The organism is Kaistia sp. SLG-1 (genome assembly GCF_059699055.1).
The window spans coordinates 4419983-4435333 of sequence record NZ_AP048544.1 but is presented as its reverse complement, the minus strand read 5'-3'; the positions used below and the strand labels follow the sequence as shown (position 1 = coordinate 4435333).

The window sequence follows — 15351 nt, the reverse complement described above, 5'->3', positions numbered from 1 at the left end:
AATCTGTACAACGGAGGTGTCGCCATGAAGCTCGAGATCAAGAAGATCGGCAATTCGACCGGTCTCATCCTGCCCAAGGAACTGCTGACGCGGCTCGACCTGCAGCAGGGCCAATGGCTGAACGTGACCGAGAACGCCGATGGTTCGATCCGCCTTTCGCCCTTCGATCCGGAATTCGACAAGGCGATGCGGATCGTCGACGACATCATGGACGAATACCGTGACACGCTCCGGGAACTGGCGAAGTGAGCGAGCCGCGCTGGCTCACCCTCGAGGAAGTGCTGGTCGCGCATGAGCGGCAGATCGCGAGGTTCGGCGGGCCGGCGGGGATACGGGATGCGGGCGCGCTGGAATCGGCGCTGGACCGCCCCCGCAACAAATTTGCCTATGGCGAGACCGATCTCGCCAGCCTCGCCGCGGCCTACGCCTTCGGCATCGCGCGCAACCATCCCTTCATCGACGGCAACAAGCGCGCCGCCTTCGTCGCGATGATGCTGTTCCTGCGCCTCAACGGCGTGCAATTCGCGCCGCCGCCGCCGGAGGCGACGCTCGCTATCCTCGGCCTCGCCGCCGGCGAGATCTCGGAAGAGAGTCTCACCCGCTGGATCCGCGCCAATCTCTCGCCAGCGACGGAGTAGCGCGGGACGTTTTTTCGGTCGCGGCTTGCGCATAACGTTGGGCACCGCATCTTAGGGGCACGCCTTCGAATGCGCCTGTCCTCCCCAAGAGAGCTCGCCCCATGTCCGATTCCGAACGCAACCGTCTTACCGGCCGTCTCTCCCGCTATGCCCGGGTCGGCATGAATGTGGGGGGTGTCGCCGCCAAGGTGGCGGGGGCGCGGATGTTTGGCGGCAATCTCGACAAGGGCAAGAACGCGGCGGAGCTGGCGGCCGCACTCGGCGGGCTCAAGGGGCCGCTGATGAAGGTCGGCCAGATCCTATCGACCGTGCCGGATCTCGTGCCGCCCGAATACGCGCAGGAACTGGCGCAGCTGCAGGCGAACGCGCCGCCGATGGGCTGGCCCTTCGTCAAGCGCCGCATGCAGTCCGAACTCGGCCCCGGCTGGGAGCAGCGCTTCCAGCTGTTCGAACACCAGCCGGCCGCCGCCGCTTCGCTCGGCCAGGTGCATCGCGCCATCGCGAAAGACGGCCGGGCGCTGGCGGTGAAGCTGCAATATCCCGACATGCAGTCGGCCGTCGAAGCCGACCTCGCGCAGCTGAAGATCCTGTTCTCGATCTATCGCCGCGTCGACCGCTCGATCGACACCAGCGAGATCTTCGAGGAGATCGGCAGCCGCATCCGCGAGGAGCTCGACTACGGCCGCGAGGCGCGGCATGCGCTTCTCTACAAGATCATGCTCGACGGCGAGACGCTGGTGCGGGTGCCCGAGGTCGAGCCGCGTCTTTCGACCAACCGGTTGCTCTCGCTCGATTGGCTCGACGGCAACCGCCTGCTCGACTACCGCGACCGGCCGCTCGACGAGCGCAACCGAATCGCCACCGCGATGTTCAATGCCTGGTGGTCGCCCTTTGCCCATTACGGCGTCATCCATGGCGATCCGCATCTCGGCAACTACACCGTGTTCGAGAACGAGGCCGGCGAGGCGGCCGGCATCAACCTGCTCGATTATGGCTGCGTGCGCATCTTCCCGGCGGCCTTTGTCGCCGGCGTCGTCAACCTGTTCCACGGCCTGCGCGAGAACGACCGCGACCGCATTGTCTCGGCCTATGAGGTCTGGGGCTTCGGCGGGCTCTCGAACGAACTGATCGAAGCCCTGAATATCTGGGCCCGCTTCATCTACGGCCCGCTGCTGGACGATCGGGTCCGCACCATCGCCGATGGTGTAGCGCCTTCCGACTATGGCCGCCGCGAGGCCTTCCAGGTGCACCAGGTGCTGCGCGAGAAGGGGCCCGTCACCGTGCCGCGCGAGTTCGTGTTCATGGACCGGGCGGCGATCGGCCTCGGCTCGGTGTTCCTGCATCTGAAGGCGGAACTGAATTTCCACCGGCTGTTCGCGCAGACGATCGAAGATTTCGACCGCGACATGCTCGACTATCGCCAGAAGGCGGCGCTCGGCGGCGTCGGCCTGCTCTGACCCTACGGCTGCCGGATAAAGTCTCGACCAGAAATTTAGCTATGCTAAAACTAAGGAGGACGGCCTCCGGCAGTGTCCTGGCCCGGCCGGCAATGTCGCATTGCCCGCCCTCGCCAAGTGTTGTAAAGGCCGCTCACGTTTGGTTTGCGCTGAAGGACTGAGACACCATGGCCGATAGCCCGATGGACTACCGCGAGCACGAGAGAACCTATGCGTTTTTCACGGGCCTGACCAAATGGGGCACGATCGCCTGCGTGGCGATTCTCGTGCTGATGGCGATTTTCCTGCTCTGAATTCGACATAAATTCATCCGGCGGGCCTTCCGCCGGATTGTCGCGATACCCGACTGATTTGGCTGTGCGGGCGCGTTGCGGCCCCGCCGTTCCACAGGAAAACGCCATGAAGATTGGTGTGCCGGCGGAGGTTGACGGGCTCGAGAGCCGCGTCGCCGCGACGCCTGAAACCGTAAAGAAGTTCATCGCGCTCGGCGCCGAGGTTGCCGTGCAATCCGGCGCCGGCGTCGCGTCGCGCATCCCGGACGCCGAATATGCGGCCGCCGGGGCGACGATCGCGGCGACCGCCGCCGACGCCGTCGCCAACGCCGACATCGTGCTCAAGGTGCGCCGGCCCGTCGCCGACGAGCTGCCGCTCTACAAGAAGGGCGCCCTCGTCATCGCGACGATGGACCCCTACGGCCACGAGGACGCGGTCAACGCGCTCGCTGGCGCCGGCGTCACGGCGATCGCCATGGAATTCATGCCGCGCATCACGCGCGCCCAGGTGATGGACGTGCTGTCGAGCCAGGCGAACCTCGCCGGCTACCAAGCCGTCATCGACGCCGCCGGCGAATATGACCGCGCCCTGCCGATGATGATGACCGCCGCCGGCACCGTTCCGGCCGCCCGAGTCTTCGTCATGGGCGCCGGCGTCGCCGGCCTGCAGGCGATCGCCACCGCCCGCCGCCTCGGCGCCGTGGTGACGGCGACGGACGTGCGTCCGGCCGCCAAGGAACAGGTTGAATCGCTCGGCGCCAAATTCGTCGCCGTCGAGGACGAGGAATTCCGCCAGGCCGAGACCGCCGCCGGCTATGCCAAGCCGATGTCGGCCGAATACCAGGCCAAGCAGGCAGCCCTCGTCGCCGAGCACATCAAGAAGCAGGACATCGTCATCACGACGGCGCTGATCCCGGGCCGCGCCGCGCCGCGCCTCGTCTCGGCCGACATGGTCGCCTCGATGAAGCCCGGCTCGGTCCTGATCGATCTCGCCGTCGAGCGCGGCGGCAATGTCGAGGGTGCAAAGCCCGGCGAAGTCGTCTCGATCGACGGCAAGAAGATCGTCGGTCACCTGAACGTCGCCGGCCGCATCGCCGCCACCGCGTCGCAGCTCTACGCCAAGAACCTCTATGCCTTCGCCGAAACCCTGATCGACAAGGCGGCCAAGACCGTCGCCGTCAACTGGGACGACGAACTGGTCAAGGCAACCGTGCTGACGCGCGACGGGGCCGTGGTCCACCCGGCCTTCAAGCCGAAGGAAGAATCCCAGCCCATTCTCGTCGCCCAGCAGGGGGCCAACTGATCATGGCAAGTCTCACGCCCGAGCAGGCGGCCAGCGCCGCCCAATCCGCCGCGGATGCGGCGAACGCCGCGGCAAGCGCCGCCAAGGAAGCGGCGGCCGCCGCGCAGATCTATGCCGAGCAGGCAGCCGGCGGCCTCGGCGACGCGGCGGGCGCCGTGGCGCACGCGGTCTCCGGTGGCGCGATCGACCCCTTCGTCTTCCGCCTCTCCGTCTTCGTGCTGGCGATCTTCGTCGGCTACTACGTCGTCTGGTCCGTCACGCCGGCGCTGCACACGCCGCTGATGTCGGTCACCAACGCGATCTCCTCGGTGATCGTCGTCGGCGCGCTGCTCGCGGTCGGTGTCGACGCGGCGGTGGACGCGGCTTCGGCCTCCGGCCACGCCTGGGCGCAGGGCTTCGGCTTCATCGCCCTGATCCTCGCCAGCGTGAACATCTTCGGCGGCTTCCTCGTCACCAGTCGCATGCTTGCCATGTACAAGAAGAAGTCGAAGTGAGGCCGCGCCGATGACAACCGCAAATATCACGGCGCTGTTCTACCTCGTCTCCGGTGTGCTCTTCATCATGGCGCTGCGCGGGCTTTCCAGCCCCGCCACGTCGCGCCAGGGCAATCTCTACGGCATGGTCGGCATGGCGATCGCCATCCTGACCACGCTGGTGCTCGCCGCGCCCAGGAGCGCGGGCGCCTGGGGCATGATCATCCTCGGCCTCGCCATCGGCGGCGGCGTCGGCGCGGTCATCGCCCGCCGCATCGCCATGACGGCGATGCCGCAGCTGGTCGCCGCCTTCCACTCGCTCGTCGGCCTCGCCGCCGTGATGGTGGCGGCCGCGGCCCTCTACGCGCCTGCCGCCTTCGGCATCGGCGAGATCGGCCACATCCACGGCCAGGCGCTGGTCGAGATGTCGCTCGGCGTCGCCATCGGCGCGATCACGTTCACCGGCTCGGTCATCGCCTTCGCCAAGCTGAACGGCAACATGTCGGGCAAGCCGATCCTGCTGCCGGCCCGCCATATCGTGAATGCCGGCCTCGCCATCCTGCTGGTGGCGCTGATCGTCGTGCTGGTCTTCACCGAGAGCCACCTGGTCTTCTGGCTGATCGTCATCGTCAGCCTCGTGCTCGGCGGTCTGATCATCATCCCGATCGGCGGCGCCGACATGCCCGTCGTCGTCTCGATGCTCAACTCCTACTCGGGCTGGGCCGCGGCCGGCATCGGCTTCACGCTCGGCAACACGGCGCTGATCATCACCGGTGCGCTGGTCGGCTCGTCGGGCGCGATCCTGTCCTACATCATGTGCAAGGGCATGAACCGCTCGTTCATCTCGGTCATCCTCGGCGGCTTCGGCGGCGAGACGGCCGCGGCGGCAACCGGCGGCGCGGTCGAGCAGCGTCCGGTCAAGCAGGGCTCGGCCGAGGACGCCGCCTTCATCATGAAGAACGCCTCCAAGGTCATCATCGTGCCGGGCTACGGCATGGCGGTCGCCCAGGCGCAGCACGCGCTGCGCGAAATGGCCGACAAGCTGAAGGCGGAAGGCGTCGAGGTGAAGTACGCCATCCACCCGGTGGCGGGCCGCATGCCCGGCCACATGAACGTGCTGCTGGCGGAAGCGAACGTGCCGTATGACGAGGTCTTCGAGCTCGAGGACATCAATTCGGAGTTCGCCCAGGCCGACGTCGCCTTCGTCATCGGCGCCAACGACGTCACCAACCCGGCCGCCAAGACCGACCCGACCTCGCCGATCTACGGCATGCCGATCCTCGACGTCGAGAAGGCCGGCACGGTGCTGTTCATCAAGCGCGGCATGGGCTCCGGCTACGCCGGCGTCGAGAACGAGCTGTTCTTCAAGGACAACACGATGATGCTCTTCGCCGACGCGAAGAAGATGGTCGAGAGCATCGTCAAGGCGCTCGACTAAGGTCGAGATCGTCATCGCGAAAACGGAAAAGGCCGCCTTGGGGCGGCCTTTTTTGTTGGCGATGCCAAAGGCATTCGAGATCCGGAGACAGAGAATGACGACCGTCCGGGAGACGATCCGGCAAGTGCGCGGCGAGGACGCCGCCGCCTTTCAGGCCCTGCGCCTCCAGGCGCTGCGCGAGGTGCCGACGGCCTTCGCCTCCAGTGTCGAGGAAGAGGCCGGGCGATCGCTGGAAATGGTGCGTGAGCGGCTCGAGGCGGCTCCGGACGCCGTCTTCGCCGCCTTCGACGGCGCGGCGATGATAGGCACGGCCGGCTTCCATGCGCAGAGCGGCCCGAAGCGCCGGCATCGCGGGCTGCTATGGGGCGTGTTCGTGGCGGGAGGGTATCGCGGCGGCGGCGTCGCGCGGGCGCTGGTCGAGCGGGTGATCGAGCATGCCGCGCAGCACGTGCTGATCCTCGAGGCCGGGGTCACCAGCGGCAACAATTCTGCCGCCTCGCTCTATGCGACGCTCGGCTTTGAGACGATCGGGACGTTGCGCAAGGCGCTGCGGGTCGATGGCGTCTTCCACGACGAGATCCTGCTGGCGCTGGATCTCACGACCCGGCGCTGATCGCCGGGCGGAGCGGTCGAAGGGGAGGGGCGTCAGGCGCCGGCCTTGGCGGTGCGGCGCATGCCGTCGCGGGCGGGCGGGTAGCCGGGGTTCAGCGTCTGGGCGCGGGCGAAGGCGTTGTGCGCCGCGTCGCGCTCGCCGAGCTTCTCCAGCGCCAGGCCCTGGTTGGTCCAGCCCTGGTAATTGTCCTTGTCGGCGCGGACGACGGCGTTGAAATCGTCGAGGGCGGCCTTGTAGTCGCCGGTGGCGAGATAGGAGAGGCCGCGGCCCTGATGCGGCGCAACGGCGTTCGGCGCGTAGGTCATCGAGGACGTGAAGTCGGCGATCGCGTCGTCGTGGCGGCCCTGGCCCTGATAGATCAGGGCGCGGTTGTTGTAGGCCTTGGGATCGGTCGGCTCGAGCTCGATCGCCTTGCTGAAATCGTTGAGCGCCAGGTCGATCTGGCCCTGCGAGCGGTACAGGTTGCCGCGTCCGACATAGGCCTCGTTGTAGCTCGGATTGAGCTCGATCGAGCGATTGTAGTCGGAGAGCGCCTGGCCGTTCTGCTTCAGATTGCGGAGGACGAGCGCGCGGTTGGAATAGGCTTGGTAGAAGCCCGGGTTGATCTCGATCGCCCGGTTGAAATCGGCCAGAGCCTGGTCGTAGCGGCCGGCGCGGCCGAGCGCGGTGCCGCGCACATTGTAGCCGGAGGCGTCGCTGGGGTTCTGGTTCACGACCGAGCTCAGCGACGAGATGTTCGCTTCCGAGCCCATGGCGCGGTCGACGTCGTTGCCGAAATCATGCGGCCCGGCGGACTGGCAGCCCGACAGCGCGAGCGCGCCGAGCAACACGCCAGCGGCGGACAACACGCCCATGACAGAGGCCGGCGCGACGCGTCCGGGCCCTGTCGAGGGCGTGTTGGCGGCCGAGTTCCTGCTGAGCACCATCATGAGCCTTGCTCCCAAGCGGGCGCCCATGGCGTAGAAGATGGGCGCAGACATCAAAAAGCAACGAACCCGGCGAACCGGGCTCGTTACCTTGAAACTTCAAAGCGAAAAAGCAGGCGAAAGCAGGGCCGAGGCCCCGCTCGTCAGCGCTTCGGCTTGGGAGCAGCGACCAGACCGCCTTCGCGCTGGGCGCGCTTGCGGGCCAGCTTGCGCGCGCGGCGGACGGCTTCCGCCTTCTCGCGAGCCTTCTTCTCCGAGGGCTTCTCGTAGAAGTTGCGCAGCTTCATCTCACGGAAGATGCCTTCACGCTGCATCTTCTTCTTGAGAGCCTTGAGCGCCTGATCGACGTTGTTGTCGCGAACGAGTACCTGCACGCGGGAGCGTCCTATCTTGATCCGATCCGGATGAATTCTCGGGCGAGACGAGGAGCGCGGCGAAAGCCGCTAGGAAACTTCGTCCCGAATGTGGTCGCTCTCATAGCAGAAGCCTGACGCAAATGTCAAAGCAGAGAGCCGACGAAACAAGGGATTTTCGCGATTTTGCCGTTCGCCGGATGGTTTTCGCCGCAAGTTCCCGTGATGCGCGGCGGATTCGTCACGGCCGGATCGGACGCCGCGAAGAGAATCGGCGCCGGGCGGCGCCGGATGGGCGCGGCCCGAGTCGTTGGCCGGTCGTCGTTCGCGTGCTTCGGAAAAAGAAAAGGCCCCCGCCGGAAGCAGGGGCCTTTCGATTGTCGTCGGCGCGCCGCCCGTCCGGGCAGGGCGCGATCCCGTCTCAGAGCTCGTCTTCGTCCTCGTCGACCGGGCCCTTCAGCGACTTCAGCTTGGCGAAGACGGCATCGGCGTCGAGCTCTTCGTCCTTCGGCTCCTCCCGGCGATAGGAGCGCAGCGCGGCGGCGGCGAGCGCGTCGGCGGCCGTCGTCTCCTCCGCCGGCAGCAGCACCTCGCCCTCGGCGCCCGGCTCGCGCGGCGGCGCGTTCTTGGCGGCCTTCTCGACTTCGAAATCGAGATCGATCTGCGAGCAGAGGCCGAGCGTCACCGGATCGGACGGCGCCAGATTGGCCGAATTCCAGTGGGTGCGGTCGCGAATCGAATCGATCGTCGGCTTGGTCGTGCCGACGAGGCGCATGATCGACGCGTCCTTCAGCTCGGGATGGTTCTTCAGAAGCCAGAGAATGGCGTTCGGACGGTCCTGGCGGCGCGAAACCGGGGTGTAGCGCGGACCCTTGCGCTTCTGCACCGGCACGCGGACGCGCGTCTCGGCCATCTTCAGCCGGTATTTCGGATCCTTCTGCGCGCGGTCGATCTCCTCGCGCGTCAGCTGGCCCGTCGACACCGGATCGAGACCCTTGATGGTGGTGGCCGCCTCGCCATCGGCGATCGCCTTTACCTCGAGCGGGTGCAGCTTGCAGAAGTCGGCGATCTGGTCGAAGCCGAGAGAGGTATTCTCGACGAGCCAAACGGCGGTTGCCTTCGGCATCAGCGGGATAGTCGACATAATTCTCTCCTGGTCGCTCTCCCGGTGGTGGCCGGAGGAGCTGAACGTAGCGTCTGTATGACGGGGATGGCCGATATATAGACCGCCGCCTCGCCTGACGCAAACAAAGCTTGCGTCCCGGCCGATCTCAAAAACCCGTGACCAGGCCGGAAGCGGTGGCCGCCGGCCGCGTGCGCGGGCCACCACCGGAGGCGGTCGCTAAGGGTTTGGGCAGGCTCTCGGCCCCAGCGCGGAATGTCCGGTCGATGCGAGGAGAGCCCCTCACCCTCTTGTGGAGAGGTGAGGGGCGCTGACGTCTTGCCTGACACTTGCCGGGCGCGTCTCGACGCGCGCCGGCATCCAGGGCCTGGAAGCGCTACGGCGTGGTCGCCGGGGGCTTTGCCGGCTCGGACGGGGTGCTCGGAGCGGCCGGGGCTGCCGGAGCAGGCGCCGGGGCGGGAGCCGGTTCGGCGGGCTTCGGAGCGGCCGGAGCGGGCGCGGGGGCCGGTTCGGCGGGCTTCGGGGCAGCAGGAGCGGGCGCGGGGGTCGACTGCTCGGCGGCCGGCGGCGTGGGATGAACAACCGGTGTCCGCGACTTCCACCAGAAATAGGCTATCACCAGGACGATGATAACCACGACGACCCAGACCCAAGTATTTTGGCGTTGCATGTTGTCCTCCGGGGTGCGAGCTGCACCGGCAGCCCCAATCTTACATCGAATCAACCCGTTCCACGAAGAGGAAACGTGTCATTACGTTTCGTCGGCTGCGGAAATTTACTCGATTTTGGCCCGGGACGATATGAATTCGCCCCGTTTGAGCCTCCCGTCGCCGCGTTCGACAGGCGGACGACGCCGGAAACGCAAGGGCATCTTGCCCCGCCACGCACCGCCCGCCGGTACGGCAACCAACGGTGGCGGGGCGATCCGGTTTCACGAGCGGATCAGATTTCCTGCCGCCCGGACGCGCAGTCGCTCGATTTCTCGCGAGAATCCGCGGTGCCCTTCACCTCTCCCTGAGGGAGACCTTCGCAGAACACCTCAAGGTCGCCATGCACGGCCCATGGGATAGGGCGCCGTCGCCCCGGCGGAGGCCGGGGCCCATGAACACCGGCCAGGAAAGCTTGGCTCAGCCGATCGGCCACTGGCCGGTGTGTCTGGATCCCGGCCTTCGCCGGGATGACGGCGGAGGGTGGCAAGCTCTGATCCACGCTATGAAGGCGGTGTTGCGCTAAGGGGTCCTCAGGGAGGGGTGAGGGAAGGGTATTCGGACCCCGCCAGATCACGCATTCCGGGTCAGACCGTCAGCACGATCTTGCCGATATGGCCGGAGCTCTCCATCAGGCGGTGCGCGGCGGCGGCCTCGGCGAGCGGGAAGGTGGCGTCGATGCGGGGGTGGATCGCGCCGCTCTCGATCAGCGGCCAGACCTTTTCCTGCAGCGCCGCAGCGAGCGTGCCCTTGAAGGCGGCGGTGCGCGGGCGGAGCGTCGAGCCGGTCAGCGTCAGCCGCTTGATCAGGAGCTTGTTGAAGTTCACCTCGACGACCGGGCCGTTCAGGAAGGCGATCTGCGCGATGCGGCCGTCCGTCGCCGCCGCGTCGAAATTGCGCTCGATATAGTCGCCGCCGACCATGTCGAGGATGACGTCGGCGCCCCGCCCTTCGGTCGACTCCTTCACCGCGACGACGAAATCCTCCTTGAGATAGTTGATGGCGCGATTGGCTCCGAGCTCGACGCAGGCGGCGCATTTCTCCGCCGAGCCGGCCGTCGCCAGTACCGTGGCGCCAAAGGCGCGGCCGAGCTGGATCGCCGTCGTGCCGATGCCGGAGGAGCCGCCATGCACCAGCAAAGTCTCGCCCGGCTTCAGGCCGGCGCGCTCGAACACGTTGTGCCAGACGGTGAAGAAGGTCTCCGGCAGCGCCGCCGCCTCGACCAGCGACAGCCCGGCGGGAACGGGCAGGGCGTTGCTCTCGTGGACCGCGACATATTCGGCATAGCCGCCGCCGGCGACGAGCGCCGTCACCGCGTCGCCGAGCTGGAAGCGGCTGCAATTGCGGCCGAGCGCCACGACATGGCCGGAGACCTCGAGGCCGGGCAGGTCGGAGGCGCCCTTCGGCGGCGGATAATGGCCCTGGCGCTGAAATACGTCCGGCCGGTTGACGCCGGCGGCCGCTACCTGGATCAGGATTTCGTGCTCGAAGGGATGCGGCACCGGACGGGTCTCCGGCTGCAGGACATCCGGTCCACCGGGTTCCGAAATGGCCATGGCGGTCATGGTTTCGGGGATCGCAGTCACGGGCCGTCTCCTCTTGGTTCAGCGTCTTGGCTTCGCGCCCGACTGGCAGGCCGGGGCAATCTTGCTATCTTTGGACCAGACGGGAGCCAAAAACGAGACGGAGTGCGGAATGGCCCTATTCGACGACGTGCCGGTGGAAAAGCCGGCGCCACACAGGATCGGCGAGGATCTGGGGCGCCTGTCGATCGACGAACTGAATGAGCGGATCGCCCTGCTGGAGGGCGAGATCGGGCGGCTGCGGGAGGCGATCGAGGCGAAAACGGCGTCTCGCGCGGCGGCTTCGTCGTTCTTCAAGAGCTGAACGGCGGCGGGCGAAAGGCGTCCCCGACGGCCATTAACCATTCGTTAAGGTTATGGGCGCGTAATCGTTTCGTCCAGGTATCTGGACGTGAGTGGTAACTTCTCTGTTGGACTCCTCCCTCTGTTGCCTCACAAGAGCCGTTTCCCGCGGCTCTTTTTTTGACTTCCGTCTTCATAGGCGTCAAAATCGGCAAAACTTGCGTTCCGTCTGAACCCGCTCGGGATTGACGTGGTGACGCAACGGAATGATTCCATGACAGACGACAGCCCTGCGCCCGTCGACGCGCCGATCGTATTCGGCCAGCGCTTCGCGTATTCGGACACCTTCCGCGGACTTTTCCGGGAGGGGATGCTGCTCGTCGAGGAGACCGCCGCCTATCTCGACGGCGATGGCCGCGTCGAATCGCGCGATCTGCCCAAGGGCGGCTCGCTCACCTACGCCACCGAATCGATGCGGCTGACGACGCGGCTGATGCAGCTCGCCTCGTGGCTCTTGCTGCAGCGCGCGGTCAACGAGGGTGAGATGACCTTCGAGCAGGCCGGCGCCGAGAAGGCCAAGGTGCGGCTGCGCGGCTTCGGCTCGATTGCTGAGGGGCCGGGCTGGGAAGACCTGCCGGAGCGGCTGCGCGACCTGATCGGCCGCTCGGTCCGGCTGCAGGAGCGCGTGATCCGCCTCGACGACGCCATCTACAACGCCGCCAACGCCGACGCGCCGGCCGAAAACCCGGTCAGCCGCCAGCTCGGCCAGCTGGCCCGCGCCTTCGGCGGCGGGCGCGAGTAGGCCGAAAGCCGGTTCCGTAGCGCCGAGACCCTCTGCCCGGACTGCATTTCCAAAACTCGACCATCATCCTGAGGTGCTTCGCGTGAGCGAAGCCTCGAAGGAGGGTCCAGCAGGGCCCTGCGCCTTGCAGACGCATCCGCTTGCGTTCAGAGGTGTTTCTTGGACCCTCCTTCGAGGCCCGGCGTTGCCGGGCACCTCAGGATGATGGCCGTGCTGGTTCCACGCCGCTGACATGGCGGAGCCCTATGGGGTGAGGGGACCTGTGAAACCCCACGCAAACAAAAACCCCGGCCAGAGGCCGGGGTTTTGCATTCCGAAAGCGCTTCGGGCGAATTAGCCGCCGATGAAGCCCTTGAACTTGTTGTTGAAGCGTGAGACGCGGCCAGCGCGATCGAGCAGCGTCTGGTTGCCGCCGGTCCAGGCCGGGTGCGTCGTCGGGTCGATGTCGAGGTTCATGACGGCGCCCTCTTCACCATAGGTCGACTTGGTGAAGTACTCGGTGCCGTTCGTCATCACGACCTTGATCGTGTGGTAGTCGGGATGAATGTCTTTCTTCATCGTCTGGTCCTCGCGGCTCGGTCCGTTCGGGACCGCATGGTCGTCGCCCGCCAAAGCGGAGGCGCCGTCCTGATCAATGGGAAAAACGGCTGCCTGCGACGGGCCGTCCTGTGGGGCGACGATATAGCCCAGCGTTCGGGCCGGCACAAGGGCCCGCTCGCCTTGAAACACCGCCGCCAGCAGTGCATCTAGGCGCCATCGGGGCAAAAGCCCCCGCGAACGACTGAGACGGGTGCCGATGGCGGTTCGAGACACGATGGCTAGAGACGCGGAAGGTGCTGCCGACCGGGCCGATCCTTCCAAGGCCCGCGACGACGCCAAGGCCGGCGACGACGCCAAGGCCCGCCGCCGTTCGCTCAGGCCGCTCGGCATGCTGGTGCCCTATGTGCTCCGCCGCAAGCCGCAGCTCCTCGGCGCCTGCCTGGCGCTCGTCGCCGCCGCGCTCGCGACGCTGACCGTGCCGCTCGCCGTCCGCCGCATGATCGACCACGGCTTCACCGCCGACAATGCCGGCACGATCAACGTCTATTTCATGGCGCTGATCGGCGTCGTCGCCGTGCTCGCCGTCGCCTCCAGCCTGCGCTTCTATTTCGTCACCTGGCTCGGTGAACGGGTCGTCGCCGATCTGCGCGCCGACGTCTTCCGTCATCTCGCCGCGCTCGGCATCGATTTCTTCGACCGCAACCGCTCCGGCGAGATCGCCTCGCGGCTCACCGCCGACACGACGCAGATCAAGGCGGTCGCCGGCGCCAACATCTCGATCGCGCTGCGCAATGTGGTGATGTTCCTCGGCGGCGTGGCGATGATGATCGTCACCAGCCCGAAGCTCTCCGGCCTGGTGCTGCTGGCGCTGCCGATCGTCGTGCTGCCGCTGGTCGGCTTCGGCCGCCGCGTGCGGATGCGCTCGCGCAAGGCGCAGGACATGCTGGCCGACGCTTCCGCCTATGCCTCCGAGGCGATCGGCGCGGTCCGCATCATCCAGGCTTTCACCGCCGAGGCGAGCGTGGCGCGTCGCTTTGCGACCAGCGTCGAGGGTGCCTTCATCGCCGCCCGCAACTCGACCATGGCGCGCGCGGCGCTGACCGGCTTCGGCATCTTCATGGTCTTTGCCAGCATGGTCGCCGTGCTCTGGTGGGGCGCGCAGGACGTGCTCGCCGGGCGGATGACCCCCGGCACGCTCGGCCAGTTCCTGATCTACGCCGTGATCGCCGCCGGCGCGCTCGGCGAGCTCTCGCAGGTCTGGGGCGACATTGCGAACGCCACCGGTGCTGCCGAACGGCTGGCCGAGATCCTGGCGGAAAAGCCGTCGATCGCCGCGCCGGCGAGGCCGGTTTCTCTCGCCGAGCCGGTCAAGGGCGCGATCGCCTTCGAGGGCGTCGGCTTCGGCTATCCGGAAGGCGGGCGCGGCGCCGCCATCCATCATGTCGGCTTCCGGGTCGAGCCCGGCGAGCGGGTCGCTGTCGTCGGCCCCTCCGGCGCGGGCAAGAGCACGCTCTTCAACCTGATCCTGCGCTTCTATGACCCGCAGCAGGGGCGGGTGACGGTCGACGGCGTCGATATCCGCGCGCTCGATCCGGTGGCGCTGCGCCGCCACATCGCGATCGTGCCGCAGGATACGGTCATCTTCGCCGCGAGCGCGGCGGAGAACATCGCGATCGGCCGGCCGGGCGCGGACCCGGGCGCCATCCGCCACGCCGCCGTCTCGGCCTATGCCGACAGCTTCCTGCAGGCGCTGCCGGAGGGCTACGAGACCGAGCTCGGCGAGCGCGGCGTCACGCTCTCGGGCGGCCAGCGCCAGCGCATCGCCATCGCCCGCGCCATCCTGAAGGACGCGCCGATCCTGCTGCTCGACGAGGCGACGAGCGCGCTCGACGCCGAAAGCGAGGTCGCGGTGCAGTCGGCGCTCGACGAGCTGATGGTCGGCCGCACGACGGTCGTCATCGCGCACCGGCTTGCGACGATCCTGAAGGCCGACCGCATCCTCGTCATGGATGGCGGAGCCATCGTCGAGGAAGGCACGCATGACGAGCTTGTCCGCCAGGGCGGCCTCTACGCCCGCCTGGCGCGCCTGCAGTTCCGCGAGGACGCCGCCTGAGGGGCGGGGCGTTTCCGGGCAAATCGATCGGCTCCGGTCATCATCCTGAGGTGCTTCGCGTCAGCGAAGCCTCGAAGGAGGGTCCAGCGAAGCTTCGAAACAACCGAGATCCGAGCCGCCTCCCGAATGTGGCCTCCTGGACCCTCCTTCGAGGCCCGGCTTCGCCGGGCACCTCAGGATGATGGTTGGGGTTTGGAATTCAGACTGGGGGAGGGGTCTCGGCGACTGCGTCTGACAGTTCCGTCGTGAGGGGCCGCGCGGATCGGGCGGACCAGAGGCCGGGCCTCAGGCGGCGGCGAGGCGGGTCAGGTCGGTTCCGGGTGCGAGATGCTGCGAGGCGTCGAGAATCTCGACGGCAACGATCTTGCCGTTCTGGTCGAAATCGAGCACCAGGCCCGGCCGAATTTCTTCGCTCTCGAGGATCGCCGCGTCCGTGAAGCGGAGATAGAGCGCGTCGGTTTCGCGGTCATAGACGGTTTTCATCGGCGGCGGCCTCGATCGAGGAATGCGGTGACGACCCTATATGTATCCCCATCCTGGGCATATGCCACGCGAAGGATACGATTTTCGCGCTCCGGGATCGCGCGAAAGGCTCGCGTCACACCCTCGCGAAGCGCGTCAGGTTCGGTAACCTCGGGCGCGGCCAGCGTCCGCTCGACCCACTCCAGTTCTATGCCGCGCTCGTTCATCATCAGGGCCGCATGTGCCGTGAGGATGATGCGCATGGC

18 protein-coding genes are annotated in these 15351 nt (G+C 67.1%); 11 read left to right on the top strand and 7 right to left on the bottom strand.

Going from position 1 to position 15351, the window contains the following annotated elements; all coding sequences use genetic code 11:
* Positions 1-24 precede the first annotated feature (24 nt).
* The 8 genes from AC6HZP_RS20660 (at position 25) to AC6HZP_RS20625 (ending at position 6194) form a co-directional block, all read left to right on the top strand.
* Entirely contained in the window at positions 25-249 is a 225-nt protein-coding gene (locus tag AC6HZP_RS20660) for an AbrB/MazE/SpoVT family DNA-binding domain-containing protein (RefSeq protein WP_029076686.1), read from the top strand.
* A complete protein-coding gene (locus AC6HZP_RS20655; RefSeq protein WP_497524359.1) occupies positions 246-638 on the top strand; it encodes a type II toxin-antitoxin system death-on-curing family toxin in 393 nt (130 codons plus the stop codon). The genes AC6HZP_RS20660 and AC6HZP_RS20655 overlap by 4 nt, the downstream gene beginning before the upstream one ends.
* 101 nt (positions 639-739) lie before the next feature.
* Positions 740-2095, top strand: a complete 1356-nt coding sequence (locus AC6HZP_RS20650) for an ABC1 kinase family protein (RefSeq protein WP_201400803.1) — start codon at positions 740-742, stop codon at positions 2093-2095.
* A 167-nt stretch (positions 2096-2262) separates the two neighbouring features.
* Positions 2263-2388 (top strand): aa3-type cytochrome c oxidase subunit IV, encoded by a 126-nt coding sequence (locus AC6HZP_RS20645; RefSeq protein WP_201400802.1) that lies wholly within the window; start codon positions 2263-2265, stop codon positions 2386-2388.
* Between the two features lie 106 nt (positions 2389-2494).
* Positions 2495-3670: a Re/Si-specific NAD(P)(+) transhydrogenase subunit alpha gene (locus AC6HZP_RS20640; protein WP_497524358.1), complete on the top strand. Its 1176-nt coding sequence runs from the start codon at positions 2495-2497 to the stop codon at positions 3668-3670.
* Between the two features lie 2 nt (positions 3671-3672).
* Positions 3673-4164 carry a proton-translocating transhydrogenase family protein gene (locus tag AC6HZP_RS20635; protein ID WP_201400800.1) on the top strand — a complete coding sequence of 164 codons (492 nt, stop codon included), beginning with the start codon at positions 3673-3675 and terminating at the stop codon, positions 4162-4164.
* Positions 4165-4174: 10 nt separating this feature from the next.
* A complete protein-coding gene (locus AC6HZP_RS20630) occupies positions 4175-5581 on the top strand; it encodes an NAD(P)(+) transhydrogenase (Re/Si-specific) subunit beta (RefSeq protein WP_201400799.1) in 1407 nt (468 codons plus the stop codon).
* A gap of 94 nt (positions 5582-5675) precedes the next feature.
* Entirely contained in the window at positions 5676-6194 is a 519-nt protein-coding gene (locus AC6HZP_RS20625) for a GNAT family N-acetyltransferase (protein ID WP_497524357.1), read from the top strand.
* A 32-nt stretch (positions 6195-6226) separates the two neighbouring features.
* Here AC6HZP_RS20625 and AC6HZP_RS20620 read toward each other — a convergent pair whose 3' ends face one another.
* The 4 genes from AC6HZP_RS20620 to AC6HZP_RS20605 form a co-directional block, all read right to left on the bottom strand.
* Positions 6227-7123: a tetratricopeptide repeat protein gene (locus AC6HZP_RS20620; protein WP_497524356.1), complete on the bottom strand. Its 897-nt coding sequence runs from the start codon at positions 7121-7123 to the stop codon at positions 6227-6229.
* A gap of 140 nt (positions 7124-7263) precedes the next feature.
* Complete coding sequence (gene rpsU / locus AC6HZP_RS20615; RefSeq protein WP_201400796.1) at positions 7264-7494, bottom strand: 30S ribosomal protein S21; 231 nt, start codon at positions 7492-7494, stop codon at positions 7264-7266.
* A gap of 400 nt (positions 7495-7894) precedes the next feature.
* Entirely contained in the window at positions 7895-8617 is a 723-nt protein-coding gene (locus AC6HZP_RS20610; RefSeq protein ID WP_497524355.1) for a DUF1013 domain-containing protein, read from the bottom strand.
* Between the two features lie 1273 nt (positions 8618-9890).
* Positions 9891-10868: an NAD(P)H-quinone oxidoreductase gene (locus tag AC6HZP_RS20605; RefSeq protein WP_497526834.1), complete on the bottom strand. Its 978-nt coding sequence runs from the start codon at positions 10866-10868 to the stop codon at positions 9891-9893.
* A gap of 130 nt (positions 10869-10998) precedes the next feature.
* Between AC6HZP_RS20605 and AC6HZP_RS20600 the strand changes: the two genes are divergently transcribed.
* Together AC6HZP_RS20600 and rcdA are read left to right on the top strand one after the other, a co-directional pair.
* Positions 10999-11190, top strand: a complete 192-nt coding sequence (locus AC6HZP_RS20600; RefSeq protein ID WP_497526833.1) for a DUF1192 domain-containing protein — start codon at positions 10999-11001, stop codon at positions 11188-11190.
* 252 nt (positions 11191-11442) lie between these two features.
* Positions 11443-11970 (top strand): protease adaptor protein RcdA, encoded by a 528-nt coding sequence (gene rcdA / locus AC6HZP_RS20595; protein ID WP_497524354.1) that lies wholly within the window; start codon positions 11443-11445, stop codon positions 11968-11970.
* 333 nt (positions 11971-12303) lie between these two features.
* Here rcdA and rpmE read toward each other — a convergent pair whose 3' ends face one another.
* Positions 12304-12528 carry a 50S ribosomal protein L31 gene (gene rpmE / locus AC6HZP_RS20590; protein ID WP_201400792.1) on the bottom strand — a complete coding sequence of 75 codons (225 nt, stop codon included), beginning with the start codon at positions 12526-12528 and terminating at the stop codon, positions 12304-12306.
* Between the two features lie 256 nt (positions 12529-12784).
* On the opposite strand from rpmE, the gene AC6HZP_RS20585 reads away from it, so the two are divergent.
* Positions 12785-14623: an ABC transporter transmembrane domain-containing protein gene (locus tag AC6HZP_RS20585; protein ID WP_497524353.1), complete on the top strand. Its 1839-nt coding sequence runs from the start codon at positions 12785-12787 to the stop codon at positions 14621-14623.
* A gap of 285 nt (positions 14624-14908) precedes the next feature.
* Here AC6HZP_RS20585 and AC6HZP_RS20580 read toward each other — a convergent pair whose 3' ends face one another.
* Together AC6HZP_RS20580 and AC6HZP_RS20575 are read right to left on the bottom strand one after the other, a co-directional pair.
* Positions 14909-15106 carry a DUF2283 domain-containing protein gene (locus tag AC6HZP_RS20580; RefSeq protein ID WP_497524352.1) on the bottom strand — a complete coding sequence of 66 codons (198 nt, stop codon included), beginning with the start codon at positions 15104-15106 and terminating at the stop codon, positions 14909-14911.
* Positions 15103-15348 (bottom strand): DUF4258 domain-containing protein, encoded by a 246-nt coding sequence (locus AC6HZP_RS20575; protein ID WP_497524351.1) that lies wholly within the window; start codon positions 15346-15348, stop codon positions 15103-15105. Before AC6HZP_RS20575 ends, AC6HZP_RS20580 begins: the two co-directional genes overlap by 4 nt.
* Between the last annotated feature and the right edge of the window lie 3 nt (positions 15349-15351).

Coding starts and splice junctions, on each gene's coding strand:
- AC6HZP_RS20660 (WP_029076686.1), top strand. CDS start 25: ATGAAGCTCGAGATCAAGAAGATCGGCAATTCGACCGGTCTCATCCTG.
- AC6HZP_RS20650 (WP_201400803.1), top strand. CDS start 740: ATGTCCGATTCCGAACGCAACCGTCTTACCGGCCGTCTCTCCCGCTAT.
- AC6HZP_RS20645 (WP_201400802.1), top strand. CDS start 2,263: ATGGCCGATAGCCCGATGGACTACCGCGAGCACGAGAGAACCTATGCG.
- AC6HZP_RS20640 (WP_497524358.1), top strand. CDS start 2,495: ATGAAGATTGGTGTGCCGGCGGAGGTTGACGGGCTCGAGAGCCGCGTC.
- AC6HZP_RS20635 (WP_201400800.1), top strand. CDS start 3,673: ATGGCAAGTCTCACGCCCGAGCAGGCGGCCAGCGCCGCCCAATCCGCC.
- AC6HZP_RS20630 (WP_201400799.1), top strand. CDS start 4,175: ATGACAACCGCAAATATCACGGCGCTGTTCTACCTCGTCTCCGGTGTG.
- AC6HZP_RS20625 (WP_497524357.1), top strand. CDS start 5,676: ATGACGACCGTCCGGGAGACGATCCGGCAAGTGCGCGGCGAGGACGCC.
- AC6HZP_RS20620 (WP_497524356.1), bottom strand. CDS start 7,123: ATGATGGTGCTCAGCAGGAACTCGGCCGCCAACACGCCCTCGACAGGG.
- AC6HZP_RS20610 (WP_497524355.1), bottom strand. CDS start 8,617: ATGTCGACTATCCCGCTGATGCCGAAGGCAACCGCCGTTTGGCTCGTC.
- AC6HZP_RS20605 (WP_497526834.1), bottom strand. CDS start 10,868: ATGACCGCCATGGCCATTTCGGAACCCGGTGGACCGGATGTCCTGCAG.
- AC6HZP_RS20600 (WP_497526833.1), top strand. CDS start 10,999: ATGGCCCTATTCGACGACGTGCCGGTGGAAAAGCCGGCGCCACACAGG.
- rcdA (WP_497524354.1), top strand. CDS start 11,443: ATGACAGACGACAGCCCTGCGCCCGTCGACGCGCCGATCGTATTCGGC.
- rpmE (WP_201400792.1), bottom strand. CDS start 12,528: ATGAAGAAAGACATTCATCCCGACTACCACACGATCAAGGTCGTGATG.
- AC6HZP_RS20585 (WP_497524353.1), top strand. CDS start 12,785: ATGGCTAGAGACGCGGAAGGTGCTGCCGACCGGGCCGATCCTTCCAAG.
- AC6HZP_RS20580 (WP_497524352.1), bottom strand. CDS start 15,106: ATGAAAACCGTCTATGACCGCGAAACCGACGCGCTCTATCTCCGCTTC.
- AC6HZP_RS20575 (WP_497524351.1), bottom strand. CDS start 15,348: ATGCGCATCATCCTCACGGCACATGCGGCCCTGATGATGAACGAGCGC.